Annotated in this window: 15 protein-coding genes; 13 read left to right on the plus strand and 2 right to left on the minus strand. The window is 67.6% G+C overall.

Annotation, left to right across the window (positions count from 1 at the left end; all coding sequences use genetic code 11):
* The first annotated feature begins 44 nt into the window (after positions 1–44).
* A complete protein-coding gene (gene adh, locus AT701_RS07985) occupies positions 45–1,568 on the plus strand; it encodes an aldehyde dehydrogenase (RefSeq protein WP_014877107.1) in 1,524 nt (507 codons plus the stop codon).
* A gap of 154 nt (positions 1,569–1,722) precedes the next feature.
* Entirely contained in the window at positions 1,723–2,121 is a 399-nt protein-coding gene (locus AT701_RS07990; protein WP_058125608.1) for a GlcG/HbpS family heme-binding protein, read from the plus strand.
* 15 nt (positions 2,122–2,136) lie between these two features.
* Here the strand turns inward: AT701_RS07990 and AT701_RS07995 are convergent, their stop codons facing one another.
* On the minus strand, positions 2,137–2,835 hold the full coding sequence (locus AT701_RS07995; RefSeq protein WP_058125609.1) for a (2Fe-2S)-binding protein: 699 nt from the start codon (positions 2,833–2,835) through the stop codon (positions 2,137–2,139).
* 154 nt (positions 2,836–2,989) lie between these two features.
* Between AT701_RS07995 and AT701_RS08000 the strand changes: the two genes are divergently transcribed.
* From AT701_RS08000 to eutC, 8 genes are all read left to right on the plus strand, one after another.
* Positions 2,990–3,418, plus strand: coding sequence for a diol dehydratase small subunit (locus tag AT701_RS08000; protein WP_011727731.1), 429 nt, complete (start codon positions 2,990–2,992; stop codon positions 3,416–3,418).
* A gap of 9 nt (positions 3,419–3,427) precedes the next feature.
* On the plus strand, positions 3,428–5,140 hold the full coding sequence (locus AT701_RS08005; RefSeq protein ID WP_003892935.1) for a propanediol/glycerol family dehydratase large subunit: 1,713 nt from the start codon (positions 3,428–3,430) through the stop codon (positions 5,138–5,140).
* 2 nt (positions 5,141–5,142) lie between these two features.
* Complete coding sequence (locus tag AT701_RS08010) at positions 5,143–5,739, plus strand: propanediol/glycerol family dehydratase medium subunit (RefSeq protein ID WP_174519574.1); 597 nt, start codon at positions 5,143–5,145, stop codon at positions 5,737–5,739.
* Complete coding sequence (locus AT701_RS08015; RefSeq protein WP_058125610.1) at positions 5,739–7,610, plus strand: diol dehydratase reactivase subunit alpha; 1,872 nt, start codon at positions 5,739–5,741, stop codon at positions 7,608–7,610. Before AT701_RS08010 ends, AT701_RS08015 begins: the two co-directional genes overlap by 1 nt.
* Positions 7,600–7,974: a glycerol dehydratase reactivase beta/small subunit family protein gene (locus AT701_RS08020; protein WP_223495439.1), complete on the plus strand. Its 375-nt coding sequence runs from the start codon at positions 7,600–7,602 to the stop codon at positions 7,972–7,974. Before AT701_RS08015 ends, AT701_RS08020 begins: the two co-directional genes overlap by 11 nt.
* Before the next feature lie 233 nt (positions 7,975–8,207).
* Complete coding sequence (gene eat, locus AT701_RS08030; protein ID WP_058125612.1) at positions 8,208–9,620, plus strand: ethanolamine permease; 1,413 nt, start codon at positions 8,208–8,210, stop codon at positions 9,618–9,620.
* Positions 9,617–11,032, plus strand: coding sequence for an ethanolamine ammonia-lyase subunit EutB (locus AT701_RS08035; RefSeq protein ID WP_003892941.1), 1,416 nt, complete (start codon positions 9,617–9,619; stop codon positions 11,030–11,032). The genes eat and AT701_RS08035 overlap by 4 nt, the downstream gene beginning before the upstream one ends.
* On the plus strand, positions 11,029–11,805 hold the full coding sequence (gene eutC / locus AT701_RS08040) for an ethanolamine ammonia-lyase subunit EutC (protein WP_058125613.1): 777 nt from the start codon (positions 11,029–11,031) through the stop codon (positions 11,803–11,805). Before AT701_RS08035 ends, eutC begins: the two co-directional genes overlap by 4 nt.
* Positions 11,806–11,879: 74 nt before the next feature.
* On the opposite strand, the gene AT701_RS08045 is transcribed toward eutC, so the two are convergent.
* Positions 11,880–12,731 carry a putative endonuclease domain-containing protein gene (locus AT701_RS08045; protein WP_003892943.1) on the minus strand — a complete coding sequence of 284 codons (852 nt, stop codon included), beginning with the start codon at positions 12,729–12,731 and terminating at the stop codon, positions 11,880–11,882.
* A gap of 274 nt (positions 12,732–13,005) precedes the next feature.
* Here AT701_RS08045 and rplM point away from each other — a divergent pair, with 274 nt between their 5' ends.
* The 3 genes from rplM (at position 13,006) to AT701_RS08060 (ending at position 14,722) form a co-directional block, all read left to right on the plus strand.
* Positions 13,006–13,449, plus strand: coding sequence for a 50S ribosomal protein L13 (gene rplM, locus AT701_RS08050; RefSeq protein ID WP_058125614.1), 444 nt, complete (start codon positions 13,006–13,008; stop codon positions 13,447–13,449).
* Positions 13,446–13,898 (plus strand): 30S ribosomal protein S9, encoded by a 453-nt coding sequence (gene rpsI / locus AT701_RS08055; protein ID WP_003892945.1) that lies wholly within the window; start codon positions 13,446–13,448, stop codon positions 13,896–13,898. Before rplM ends, rpsI begins: the two co-directional genes overlap by 4 nt.
* Before the next feature lie 347 nt (positions 13,899–14,245).
* A complete protein-coding gene (locus AT701_RS08060; protein ID WP_058125615.1) occupies positions 14,246–14,722 on the plus strand; it encodes a hypothetical protein in 477 nt (158 codons plus the stop codon).
* Positions 14,723–14,745 lie beyond the last annotated feature (23 nt).

The raw sequence follows: 14,745 nt of genomic DNA on the forward strand, positions 1-14,745 counted from the left end.
TGAGTGACGACCGACACATTTCGGTGTCCGAACAGGAGAAAGCCATGACTGTTTACGCACGTCCGGGCGCAGACGGCGCCAAGATGTCGTTCCAGGCCCGCTACGACAACTACATCGGCGGCGAGTGGGTCGCCCCGGTCGAGGGCCGCTACTTCGAGAATCCGACGCCGGTCACCGGTCAGGTGTTCTGCGAGGTGGCCCGCTCCAGCGAGGCCGACATCGACAAGGCTCTCGACGCCGCACACGCCGCGGCGCCCGCGTGGGGCAAGACCGCCCCGGCCGAGCGCGCGCTGATCCTCAACCGCATCGCCGATCGCATGGAGGAGAACCTCGAATCCATCGCGCTGGCCGAGTCGTGGGACAACGGCAAGCCGATCCGCGAGACGCTCAACGCCGACATCCCGCTGGCCATCGACCACTTCCGCTACTTCGCGGGTGTGCTGCGTGCCCAGGAAGGCTCGCTGAGCCAGATCGACGAGGACACCGTCGCCTACCACTTCCACGAGCCGCTGGGCGTGGTCGGGCAGATCATCCCGTGGAACTTCCCGATCCTCATGGCGGTGTGGAAGCTGGCCCCGGCCCTGGCTGCGGGCAACGCCGTCGTCCTCAAGCCCGCCGAGCAGACCCCTGTCTCGGTGCTCTACCTGTTCTCACTCATCGGCGACCTGCTGCCCGCCGGTGTGGTCAACATCGTCAACGGGTTCGGTGTGGAGGCCGGCAAGCCGCTGGCGTCGAGCAACCGCATCGCCAAGATCGCGTTCACCGGTGAGACCACCACGGGCCGGCTGATCATGCAGTACGCGTCGCAGAACCTGATCCCGGTGACCCTGGAACTCGGCGGCAAGAGCCCCAACATCTTCTTCAACAACGTGCTCGCGCAGGCCGACGACTACCAGGACAAGGCGCTGGAGGGCTTCACGATGTTCGCCCTCAACCAGGGTGAGGTGTGCACGTGCCCGTCGCGCTCGCTGATCCAGTCCGACATCTTCGACGAGTTCCTCGAGCTCGCCGCGATCCGCACCAAGGCCGTGCGCCAGGGCGATCCGCTGGACACCGAGACCATGATCGGTGCGCAGGCGTCCAACGATCAGCTGGAGAAGATCCTGTCCTACATCGAGATCGGCAAATCCGAAGGGGCCAAGCTGATCACGGGTGGGGAGCGTGCGCAGCTCGGCGGCGATCTCAACGGCGGCTACTACGTGGCGCCGACGATCTTCACGGGCAACAACAAGATGCGCATCTTCCAGGAGGAGATCTTCGGCCCGGTCGTGGCGGTCACGTCGTTCAGCGACTACGACGACGCCATCTCGATCGCCAACGACACGCTCTACGGTCTGGGTGCCGGTGTGTGGAGCCGCGACGGCAACATCGCCTACCGCGCGGGCCGCGACATCAAGGCCGGCCGGGTGTGGACCAACTGCTACCACCAGTACCCCGCGCACGCCGCGTTCGGTGGCTACAAGCAGTCCGGCATCGGGCGTGAGACCCACAAGATGATGCTCGACCACTACCAGCAGACCAAGAACCTGCTGGTTTCGTACAGCAACAAGGCCCAGGGATTCTTCTGACGAGCGCTCGCGCGAGGAGCATCGAATTCTGATCCGTAAGGCCTGAACAGACCCCGTCGAGTGTGAAGCTGTTGCGACGATTGACCCGCATACTCGCAACAGCTTCACACTCGCGGCATTTCTCGTTCCGACAACACAATTCGTAGGAGGCTTGATGGGTGCCCTGTCGCTGTCCACGGCGCAGAAGGTGGTTGACGCCGCGATCGAGAAAGCGAACGAGATCGGTCAGCCGATGAACATCGCCGTCGTCGACGACGGCGGCCACCTGGTCGCGTTCGCCCGCATGGACGGCGCCATCAAGGCCAGCATCGACATCTCGATCCGCAAGGCGCGCACGTCGATCCTGATGAACCTGCCGACGAGTGCGCTCATGGACGTCGCGCAGCCCGGTGGCGAACTGTACGGGCTCGAACAACTGTCGGGCGGCCTGGTGCTGTTCGGTGGAGGCCTGCTGCTGGAACGTGACGGCGCGGTCATCGGCGCCATCGGCGTCAGCGCCGGAAGCGTCGAGCAGGACGTGAAGGTCGCCGAGGCCGGCGTCGCCGCACTCTGACGCTTCAGGAATCGCTCAGTCCACGAGCACACAGTCGCCGCAGTATCCGCCGCCGGGCACCTGATAGAACAGGCAACAGTTCCGGCGGCGGAACCGGCCGTCGGTGACCTCGGCGGTGCCGAGCAACGGCTCGGCCGCGATCATGTCTCGCACGAGTGCGCGGCCGAAACCCTCGGCGCCGGGTCGGTTCTGGGCGAGCACCGTCACCGCACCGTTGGCGGCCGACGCGATGTTGCCCCACATCACCTGCGGTGGCAGCGAAACCGCCTGCTGCATGGCCGTGTTCAGCAGACGTAGGACGCCGTCGACCAGCGTCGCGGTGATCTCGGCGGCCGCCGAGCCCGCGTCGGGCACGGGTGACCACTCGACGCGGGAAACGCCCAACGCCGGCCGGTGCGACGAATCGTCGTGCCAGAACACCGAATCCGGTGTCAGCGACGGTACAGCGGACAGGCACGCCGCCGCGCCGACGGCGGGGGAGAGCAGGCGCGACACGATCGACAGGTGCAGCGACGATGCCGCGGCCCTGACCGGGACATCGTCGACGCCGATGCCGAACCCGGTCGCGGTCGCCGCACGCATGCGCGACGTGTACTCGCGCAGGATCGCGGCGTCGCCGCACAACGTGTCCACGGGTCGCCACGAACCACCCGCGACGGGCAGAGCGAAGAACTCACCCAACGCCGCAAGCGCACCCAGATTCCGATTCTCCATTGTGGGCACACGGTAATCGGTGGATCGATACAGTGCGCACGCCCGCCTTGACCTGCGACGCAACGCTCGTGCAACGTGAGCCAGAGCACAATTGGTACTTGCGTAAGAGAACACGCCTGGGCGAGTGATCGCCCCGCATCAGTTGGGAGCTTGCATGTCAGAACCCGTCCTCGATCCCGCGGTCGACTACCCGCTGAGCCTCAACCGCAAGGACCTGCTCACCACGCCCAACGGCAAGCCGATCGATGCCATCACGATGGACGCCGTGATGTCGGGCGAGGTGTCCGCGTCGGATCTGCGCATCACTCCGGAGACCCTGCGGTTGCAGGCCCAGATCGCCGAGGGGGTGGGGCGCAAACAGCTCGGCGCCAACCTGCGCCGCGCTGCGGAGATGACCGCCATCAGCGACGAGCGCGTGCTGCAGATCTACAACGCGCTGCGCCCCAACGCCTCGACCAAGGCCGAACTCGACGCGATCGCCGAGGAGTTGGAGACCCAGTACGGAGCGACGATGCTGGCCGGCCTCGTCCGCGAGGCCGCCGACGTCTACGAGCGCCGCGACATCCTGGCCACCAGCGAATAGGAGACACCTGTGACGACAGCCAGAAATCTGGGCACCGAGGCCAAGCGCCAGTCGGAACGCACCAAGCTCCTGGAGGAGCGCCCGGTCAACCTCGACGGCTTCGTCCAGGAGTGGCCCGAGGTCGGCATGGTCGCGATGGACAGCGCGTTCGACCCCGAACCCAGTGTGCGGGTGGAGAACGGCGTGATCGTGGAGATGGACGGCCGCGCCCGCGCCGACTTCGACTTCATCGACCAGTTCATCGCCGACCACGCCATCGATGTGGCCACCACCGAGCAGTCGATGGCTCTGCCGGCCGTCGAGATCGCGCGCATGCTGGTGGATCCGCGCGTGACCCGCGACGAGGTGATCGCGGTGACCGGCGGGCTGACCCCGGCCAAGCTGCTGGAGGTCGCCAAGAACCTCAACATCGTCGAGATCATGATGGGCATCCAGAAGATGCGGGCCCGTCGCACCCCGGCGAACCAGGCACACTGCACCAGCGCCCGTGACAATCCGCTGCAGGTCGCGTGTGAGGCCGCCGAGGCGTCGCTGCGCGGGTTCTCCGAAGTGGAAACCACTTTGGGCGTCGTGCGGTACGCGCCGCTGGTGGCGATGGCGCTGCAGATCGGCAGCCAGGTGGGCTCCGGCGGCCTGCTGACCCAGTGCGCGCTGGAGGAGGCCACCGAACTCGAACTCGGCATGCGCGGCATCACGGCCTACGCCGAGACGATCTCGGTGTACGGCACCGAATCGGTGTTCGTCGACGGTGACGACACCCCGTGGTCCAAGGCGTTCCTCGCGGCGGCCTACGCGTCGCGCGGCATCAAGATGCGGTTCACCTCCGGCACCGGATCCGAGGTGCAGATGGGCAACGCCGAGGGCCGCTCGATGCTGTACCTGGAGATCCGCTGCATCCTGGTGGCCAAGGGCGCGGGGGTGCAGGGCCTGCAGAACGGCTCGATCTCGTGCATCGGCGTGCCGGGCGCGGTGCCCGCGGGCATCCGTGCGGTGGCCGCGGAGAACCTCATCGCCTCCGCGGTGGACCTCGAATGCGCGTCGGGCAACGACCAGTCGTTCTCGCACTCGCCGATGCGGCGGACGGCACGCCTGCTGCCGCAGATGCTGCCGGGCACCGACTTCGTCTGCTCGGGGTACTCCGCAGTCCCCAACTACGACAACATGTTCGCCGGGTCCAACCTCGACGCCGAGGATTTCGACGACTTCAACACCATCCAGCGCGATCTGCAGGTCGACGGCGGCCTGCGGCACGTGAACGAGGCCGAGATCGTCGCCGCGCGCCGCCGGGCCGCCCAGGCCCTGCAGGCCGTGTTCCGGTACCTCGATCTGCCCGCGATCACCGACGCGGAGATCGAGGCGGCGGTGTACGCACACGGCAGCCGTGAGCTGATCCCGCGTGACGTGCTCGAGGACCTCAAGGGTGCGCAGCAGGTCATGGACCGCAACGTCACCGGCCTGGACCTGGTGAAGGCACTGGAGTCCACCGGGTTCGCCGACATCGCCGAGAACCTGCTCGCCGTTCTGCGGCAGCGGGTTTCGGGCGACCTGCTGCAGACGTCGGCGATCATGACGCGCGATCTGAAGCCGCTGTCGGCGGTCAACGACCGCAACGACTACGCCGGACCGGGCACCGGGTACCGCCCGTCCGGTGCGCGGTGGGAGGAGATGAAACGGCTGCGTCACGTCACCAGCGCCGAGAACCCCGAACTGGAGGTGGAGTGATCATGAGTGCGCAGAGCACACAGGCACAGCGCACGCTCGAGCTGGTCGGTGACAGCCCCGCCGAACCCGGCAAGCGGTCCGACGAGGTGGTGCTGGCCGTGTCGCCGGCGTTCGCCGACTTCTTCAGCCAGACCATCATCGGGTTGTCCCACGCCGACGTGATCCGCGAGATCCTCGCAGGCATCGAGGAACAGGAAGTCCACGCCCGCTGTATCCGCGTGCGCCACAGCAGCGATCTGGCGGTCCTCGCGCACACCGCGGCGAAGCTGTCCGGCTCGGGCATCGGCATCGGGATCCTGTCGCGTGGCACGTCGATGATCCACCAGCGGGACCTGCCGCGGCTGTCGAGCCTCGAGCTGTTCCCGCAGAGCCCGCTGATGACGCTGGAGACCTACCGGTCCATCGGGTCCAACGCCGCGCAGTACGCGAAAGGCGAGTCGCCCGAACCGGTTCCGACGCTCAACGACCAGATGGCCCGCCCGCGCTGGCAGGCCAAGGCGGCGCTGCTGCACCTCAAGGAGACCGAGCAGGTCGTCAAGCAGGCGAAGCCCGTCGAGGTGGTGCCGCAGTTCGGCGTCGCCGAGGCACTGGGGACCTGATGGCACTTACCGTTGTCGGCGTCGACATCGGTAACTCGACCACCGAGGCCAGCGCCGCGGCGATCGAATCGGACGGTTCGGTGCGGTTCCTCGGCGCGGCGCTGACCGCGACGACCGGGATCAAGGGCACACCCAAGAACGTCGACGGCGTCGCGGCCGCGGTGACGCGCGCTCTCGCCGAGGCCGGGATCGCGCCCGCCGAACTCGACGTCGTCCTGCTCAACGAGGCCACCCCGGTGATCAGCGGGCTCGCGATGGAGACCATCACCGAGACCATCATCACCGAGTCGACGATGATCGGGCACGATCCGCGCACCCCCGGCGGTCGCGGACTCGGCGTCGGGACCACGGTCGCGTTCGACGCGCTGCCCGAAGCCGATCCGGGTGCCGGGTTCGACGCGGGGGTGATCGTCGTCGTCCCGAAAGGCGTCGACTTCGAGGCCGCCGCGCACACGATCAACGCGGCCACACGCCGCGGTGTCAAGGTGACCGCAGCGATCCTCGGCAACGACGACGCCGTGCTGGTGGTCAACCGCCTCGACACCAGGATCCCCGTCATCGACGAGGTGTCGCGCATCGACGCGGTCCCGCTCGGCATGCTCGCGGCCGTCGAGGTCGCCGGGCCCGGCCAGTCGATCCGCACGCTGTCCAACGCGTTCGGTCTCGCCACGATCTTCGACCTCGACGCCGCGGCCACCAAGGTGGTCTCGCCGGTGGCCCGCGCCCTGACCGGCAACCGGTCGGCGGTCGTGGTGCGCACGCCGGCAGGCGACGTCGCCGACCGGACCATCCCCGCGGGATCCCTTGAGCTGAGCGGGGAACGGCGGAAGGCCTCCATCGACGTGTCCCGCGGGGCCGTCGAGATCATGGCCGCCGTCGAGCGCGTCGCCCCGCTCACCGACGTCGTCGGCGAATCCGGCACCAACACCGGCGGCATGATCTCCAACGTGCGCCAGAGCATGGCCGACCTGTCCCAGCACGACGCCGCCGACGTGCGCATCCAGGATCTGCTGGCCGTCGACACCTTTGTGCCGCAGGAGGTTCGCGGCGGCGTGGCCGGCGAGGTCGCGCTGGAGAACGCCGTCGCGCTGGCGGCCATGGTGCGCACCAAGGAAAGCGGTATGCGCGCGGTGGCCGACGCGGTCCGCGACCGTCTGCGTGCCACCGGCGCGACCGGCGCCGACGTCGAGGTCGGTGGCGTGGAGGCCGAGATGGCGGTGCTGGGCGCGCTGACCACACCGGGCACCGACCAGCCACTCGTGGTGCTCGATCTCGGCGGCGGATCCACCGACGCAGCCCTGATCGAGGCCGACGGCACCATCGACGCCGTGCACCTCGCGGGCGCGGGCGATCTGGTGACCAAATTGATCGACGCCGAACTCGGACTGGACAACCTGGAACTCGCCGAGGACGTCAAGCGGTACCCGCTGGGCAAGGCCGAGAGCTTCTTCCACGTCCGCCTGGAGAACGGCACCGTGCAGTTCTTCGAGAAGGCGCTGCCCACAACGGCGTTCGCACGGGTCGTCGCGCTCGCGGACAACGGCATGACCCCGATACCCACGCGGCATTCGCTGGAGCGCATCAGGGCCGTGCGCCGCACCGCCAAGGAGCGCGTGTTCGTCGTCAACGCGTTGCGGGCACTGCGAGCCATCGCCCCTGCCGGTGATCTGCGCCAGATCGACTTCGTGGTGCTGCTCGGCGGGTGCGCGCTGGACTTCGAGATCCCCGAACTCATCGCCGACGCGCTCGCTCCGTACGGGATCGTCTGCGGTACAGGAAATGTGCGGGGGACCGAGGGGCCGCGCAACGCCGTGGCCTCGGGGCTGGTGGCCGCGCACGCCCAGAAACCGGGGACGCCCCTTGACGCGTAGCGCCGGACAGCCCGAGCGGCCCGTGATCCAGGTGTTCACCGCGCTGACGGGCGCTTCCGGGGAGTATGCGGCGGTCACCCGCGACGTGCTGGCCGGCATCGAGGAAGAAGGCGTCCCGTACGCCGTGACGACGGTCGCCGAGGACGTGCCCGTGGCGGATCTGGCGCGCCGGGCCGCCATGAGGTCGCCACTTCAGGTGGGGGTGGGGATCGGCGCAGGCGGCGGGGTCTGCGTGCACCACGACATGCTGGAAGATCCCTTGCCCGAGTTGAGTTCTGCCGACCCCGCTGATTCGGTGGCCGCGCGGATGCTCGGGCACAACGCGGCGCGAATCGTCGTCGGTTTGCCACTCAAACCTGATTGATCTCATCCGGTTTGCGCGTTGGGGTGGACAGCCACGCCATCGGGGGAGATACTCATTGATCAAAGGTTGAGTTTCCAACCTTTAGGTCCGTGCAGGGTGGCGCGGCCGACGCTCGAAGCCCGAGAACCGGGGGCCGAAAGGTGGTTACACCGGTCAGTTGCACCGACGGTGAGCAACTGGCGCTCGTCGAATCCGACGCGAATCCAATGGCATTGCAAACAAGGGAGTTTGACATGGCGGGTGTGGAAGAACACCTGGAAAGTGCAGATTACCTGCAGAAGCGCCAGCTCAAATCGGGCAGCGCGGGATGGGTGCTGCTCGCCGGACTGGGCGTCAGTTACGTCATCTCGGGTGACTACTCCGGGTGGAACTTCGGCCTCGAACAAGGCGGCTTCGGCGGCCTGGCGATCGCGGCCATCATCATCGCCGGCATGTACCTGGCCCTCGTGCTGGGCATGGCCGAACTGTCCTCGGCGCTTCCCGCGGCAGGTGGCGGCTACACGTTCGCCCGCCGGGCCCTCGGCCCGTGGGGCGGTTTCGCGACCGGCACCGCGATCCTCATCGAGTACTCCATCGCACCCGCGGCCATCGCCACCTTCATCGGCGCATACGTCGAGTCCCTCGGCCTGTTCGGCATCACTGCCGGGTGGTGGATCTACCTCGTGGCGTTCGCGATCTTCATCGGCATCCACCTCGCGGGTGTGGGTGAGGCGCTCAAGGTGATGTTCGTGATCACCGCCATCGCCATGGTGGGCCTGGTGGTGTTCGCCCTCGCCGCGATCGGCCAGTTCGACGCGTCCAACCTGACCAACATCGCGCCCGACGCAGGCGCCGCCGGTGCGTCGTCCTTCCTGCCGCACGGCTACCTCGGAATCTGGGCCGCGATCCCGTTCGCGATCTGGTTCTTCCTCGCGATCGAGGGCGTGCCCCTGGCCGCGGAGGAAACCGTCGATCCCGAGCGCAACGTGCCCCGCGGCATCATCGCGGGCATGGGTGTCCTGCTGGTAACCTGCGTCGTGGTGCTGTTCCTGGTGACCGGCGCCGGTGGTGCCGAACAGATGTCGACGTCGGGCAACCCGCTCGTCGAGGCGCTCGGTGACGGCACCGCGGCCAAGGTCGTCAACTACATCGGCCTCGCGGGCCTGATCGCGAGCTTCTTCTCGATCATCTACGCCTACTCGCGCCAGTTGTTCGCCCTGTCGCGTGCCGGCTACCTGCCGCGGGCGTTGTCGGTGACCAACAAGCGCAAGGCGCCGACGCTGGCGCTGGTGATCCCCGGCATCATCGGCTTCCTACTGTCGCTGACCGGCCAGGGCGACCTGCTGCTCAACATGGCGGTGTTCGGCGCGGCGCTGAGCTACGTGCTCATGATGGTCAGCCACATCACGCTGCGCGTGCGTGAACCCAACATGCCGCGGCCGTACCGCACCCCGGGCGGCGCCGTGACCACCGGGTTCGCGCTCGTCGTCGCATGCTTCGCGGTGATCGCGACGTTCCTGGTGAACCCGATCGCCGCGGGCCTGTGCCTGCTGGTGTTCGCCGGATTCATGCTCTATTTCGCGGTGTACAGCCGCCACCGCCTGGTGGCCAACTCGCCCGACGAGGAATTCGCCATGCTGGCAGAAGCGGAGAACGAACTGAAGTGAGATATCGGCAGCAGGTTTCGGGAGTCACCTACACCTTCGACGGTCTCGTCGAGGTGATGGCGAAGGCGACGCCATTGCGGTCCGGTGACCAGCTCGCCGGATGCGCGGCCGAACACGACGGCGAACGCGCCGCGGCCGCATGGGTACTCGCCGACCTGCCGCTGGATGTTTTCCTCAACGAGGAACTGGTGCCGTACGACACCGACGAAGTGACCCGGCTGATCATGGACACCCATGACCGCCAAGCATTTTCGTCGGTGTCGCACCTCACCGTCGGTGGATTCCGCGACTGGCTGCTCGACGTCGCGGCCGAGGACGACAGCGCCGCGCGGCTGGCCGCCGTCGCACCGGGGCTCACCCCGGAGATGGTGGCGGCGGTCAGCAAGATCATGCGCAACCAGGATCTGATCGCAGTGTCGGCGGCCGCGCGGGTGACCGCGGCGCTGCGCACCACGGTCGGCATCCCGGGCACCATGGCCACCCGGCTGCAGCCCAACCACCCGACCGACGACCCGCGGGGCATTGCCGCGGCCGTCCTCGACGGGTTGCTGCTGGGCTGCGGCGACGCCGTCATCGGGATCAACCCGGCCACCGATTCGCCGCAGGCCACCGCGGATCTGCTGTATCTGCTCGACGGCATCCGCACCCGCTACGACATCCCCGCACAGTCGTGCGTGCTGTCGCACATCACCACCACGATCGGTTTGATCGAGGCCGGCGCCCCCGTCGACCTGGTCTTCCAGTCGATCGCGGGCACCGAGGGCGCCAACACGGCGTTCGGCGTCAACCTGCAACTGCTGCGCGAGGGCAACGAGGCCGCGCGCTCACTGAACCGTGGCACCGTCGGCAACAACGTCATGTACCTGGAGACCGGGCAGGGCTCGGCGCTGAGCTCCGGGGCGCATCTGGGTGTGGGCGGCAAGCCCGTCGACCAGCAGACCCTCGAAGCCCGCGCCTACGCCGTGGCCCGCGACCTGTCGCCGCTTCTGGTCAACACCGTCGTCGGCTTCATCGGGCCCGAGTACCTCTACGACGGCAAGCAGATCATCCGTGCCGGGCTGGAGGACCACTTCTGCGGCAAGCTGCTGGGCCTGCCGATGGGCGTCGACGTCTGCTACACCAACCACGCCGAGGCCGACCAGAACGACATGGACACCCTGCTGATGCTGCTGGCCGCAGCGGGGGTCGCGTTCGTCATCACCGTGCCCGGTGCCGATGACGTGATGCTCGGCTACCAGAGCCTGTCGTTCCACGACGTGCTCGTCGCGCGGCGCACCCTCGGCCTGCGTCCCGCACCCGAATTCGAGACGTGGCTGCGCAAGGTCGGCATGGTCGACGACGCGGGCCGTCTCACCCCGTTCGACGTGTCGCGTTCCCCGCTGCGCGAGCTGACCGTCGCGGAGGCGTCGTGACCGTGTCGAACGATGTTGCGGTGCAGCAGTTCTGGGACGAGCTGCGCAAGACCACACAGGCCAGGATCGGCCTTGGCCGCGCGGGCAACTCGCTGCCCACCCAGCAGGTGCTCGAGCTCGCCGCGGCCCATGCCGCCGCGCGCGACGCCGTCCACGTGCCGCTCGACGTCGAGGCGCTGGCAGCGCAGGTGCGTGAGGTCGGCATCGGTGAGCCGATCGTGGTGACCAGCCGCGCCACCTCACGCGACGAATATCTGCGCCGGCCGGATCTGGGCCGCCAACCCGCCGAGGGCACGGAGGTCCCCGAGTCGGGCGCCGACATCGGATTCGTCCTCGCCGACGGGTTGTCGCCCATGGGGCTCAACCACCATGGCGCGGCGCTGCTCAAGGCCTTGGTGGAACGGCTGAAGGACCGCCACACACTGGCACCGCCGATCATCGCCACGCAGGCCCGCGTCGGCCTGGGCGATCACATCGGCGCGCAGGCCCGCGTCCGCACGCTTCTGGTGATCATCGGGGAGCGGCCCGGGCTCAGCGTCGCCGACAGTCTCGGCATCTATCTGACCCATCTGCCGCAGCCTGGCCGCACCGACGCCGACCGCAACTGCATCTCCAACATCCACCCACCCGACGGCCTGGGATACGCCGAGGCCGCCCGCGTCGCATCGACCCTGGTCGACGGCGCCGTCGCGCTCGGGCGCTCGGGCGTCGACCTCAAGGACACCTCCCGCGACGCCGCCCTCGGCCCGCTCAGCCCACACGAACTCGCTTAGCCTCAGCGTCGAGCGTTGGCTTGTGTGCCACATTTCCCGAAAATCTCGCACACAAGCCAACTTTCGCCAGTGCGTCAGTAGTAGGGAGCGCCCGCGGCATGCAACGCGTCGCGGGTGCGGGCGACGACCGTGCCCTGGCGGTACCGCAGCAGGTCGGCGCCGACGTGCACCATGCGCCATCCGAGGCCCTCGTACTCGGCGTTCTGCTCGATGTCCCGCGTGCGTTGTGTCGGATCGGTCCAGTGCTGGATGCCGTCGTACTGCACACCCACCTTCCACTCGGGCCAGCCCATGTCGATACGGCCCACGCGATGACCGTGGTCGAACACCTCGATCTGGGTGTGCGACGGACGCATCCCGGCCGAGGTGAGAAGCAGGCGCAGTCTTGTCTCCTGCGGTGACTCGGCACCGTCGTCGGCGAGATCGAGGACCTGCCTCAGCTGCGCCAGCCCACGAACGCCGTGGTGGCGATCGACCAGCGGCCACACATCGGGAATCTTCAGGCGCGTCGCCTGGATCAGGGCGTCGACCCGGATCACGGCAGGGGTCAGCCCGCGTCGGCGGCCCAGATCGAATGCGGTCCGCTCCGGCGTGGTGGCGCGGATGCCCCTGAGTTGGCAGACCTCGTCATCGGCGAGGGTGTCGCTGTGGATCGTGATGCCGGACGGATGTGAGCGGCTCGGCTGGTTGAGTTCGGCGGGATGACCGGCGTCGATCCACCGTGAACCGTGCAGGGCCGACGCGGACAACCCCATCACCGTCGAGCGCCGGCCCGACCACAGCCACGCCGCCACGGCCTTGTCCACGGGTGTCAGCGTGGTGCCGCGCGGCACGTAGACATTGCGGAACACCGCGTCGTACCTGGTGCGTAGTTGGTAGCGGTTGACTCTGCCGGCAGCCAGCGCCTCGGTGCCCAGAAACGGCATATGAATAGGACGCGGCGCGGTGCGTACCGGTTCCGTCTATGGCGAGCGTTGGCTTGTGTGCGAGATTTGTCGAAGAATTCGCACACAAGCCGACGCTGGACGGTCGGAGGGCGTTTTGACCTGCGCCGACACTGCCCGGTAAGCTGCTCCGTTGGTGTGTGCTGCCCTCGCGGGGGCGAGCGGTTCCGGGTCAATGTCGGTCGCCGGGACTACAAGTGCGCACGCCTGACCGGCACCAAACCCGGGGAAACCCGAAACGAGAAGGGTAAGCACTGTGCCTACTTACACGCCGAAGGCGGGTGACACCACGCGTTCGTGGTACGTCATCGACGCCAGCGACGTGGTGCTCGGCCGGCTCGCCTCCGCAGCGGCAACGCTGCTGCGTGGCAAGCACAAGCCGACATTCACGCCCAACGTTGACGGTGGCGACTTCGTCATCGTGATCAACGCCGACAAGATCGCCGTCAGCGGCGACAAGCTCACCAAGAAGTTCGCTTACCGCCACTCGGGTTACCCGGGCGGCCTCCGCAAGCGCACCATCGGTGAGCTGCTGGAGAAGCACCCGGCCCGCGTCGTCGAGAACGCGATCATCGGCATGCTTCCGCACAACAAGCTCGGCCGTCAGATCCAGAAGAAGCTGAAGGTGTACGCGGGTCCCGATCATCCGCACGCCGCGCAGCAGCCGATTCCGTTCGAGATCAAGCAGGTGGCCCAGTGACCGATGTGACCGAAACCGAGGTGGTGACCGAGAGCGCGGAGCCGCGCGAGCCGGTCATCATCGACCGTCCGATCCAGACCGTCGGCCGCCGCAAGGAGGCCGTGGTCCGCGTGCGTCTGGTGCCCGGCACCGGCCAGTTCAACCTGGATGGCCGCACGCTGGAGAACTACTTCCCGAACAAGGTGCACCAGCAGCTCATCAAGGCCCCGCTGGTCACCGTCGACCGGGTCGATCAGTTCGACATCTACGCCCACCTCGATGGTGGCGGCCCGTCCGGTCAGGCCGGCGCGCTGCGCCTGGCGATCGCCCGCGCCCTGATCCTGGTGCAGCCGGAAGACCGGCCCGCACTGAAGAAGGCCGGGTTCCTCACCCGCGACCCGCGTGCCATCGAGCGCAAGAAGTACGGCCTCAAGAAGGCCCGCAAGGCTCCTCAGTACAGCAAGCGCTGATCTGTCGCCTTCAGCCGCCGAGCGTGGAATTTTTCCGCGCTCGGCGGTTTTTTATGCGTCTGTTGCGCGCACGCACAGTAATTCTTTGCGAATTCAGCCAGTCAGGCGTCTGTACTGATCAAACGGCTCCATTCCTTTTCCTGTTCTGCCCCAGGCAAATCGGTTCCGGTGAACTCCACGTGCCCGATTTCGTGATCGGGGTTTGACATCGCGGCGGAAGGTCAAAACCCTGGAGTCGAAGCGGGGGCGCTCGAACGTGCCCGGGCGGAATCGAAACCGCCGTCGGTACGAGTCAGTCAGCTCGTTGGGGGACCGAACCGCTTTCCTGACTGAAAAAGGAGTAGTTGATGAAGAGCACTGTGAAGCGAATGACGGTCGGCGCGGCCCTGGGCGGGGCGCTGTTCCTGTCCGCGGGAATGGGCATCGCCAACGCTCAACCACGCGATGGTCAGGTCGACCTCGCACTGGGCACCGCAGGTGTCCTCGAAGACGTGCCCATCGGCGCGGCATCCCAGGTTGCCGCGGGTGTGTGCGACGGCGACATCGGCCAGATCACGACGCTCGCCGAGACCGTCGATGCCAATGGCGCTCAGACCAACGTCTGCAACAACACCATCGGCGCAGTCGAGTTCCGCCAGAACGACGGCGCACCGGCATCCGCGGAAGAGCCGCAGTCCAACCAGCAGGGCACCCAGGAATCGACCGAAGGGTCGGCCGAGGAGTCCACGGACGGCGCCTCCGCTGAGGGCACCGGCCCGTCCGAGGACACCGGCAGCAGCACGGCGCCGACCACCACGACCACCGAAGAGGAGAGCGGCAGCTAGTCACCGCTGATCCGAACCAGGGG

Origin of the sequence: Mycolicibacterium smegmatis, from assembly GCF_001457595.1 — a bacterium.
GTDB lineage: Bacteria > Actinomycetota > Actinomycetes > Mycobacteriales > Mycobacteriaceae > Mycobacterium > Mycobacterium smegmatis.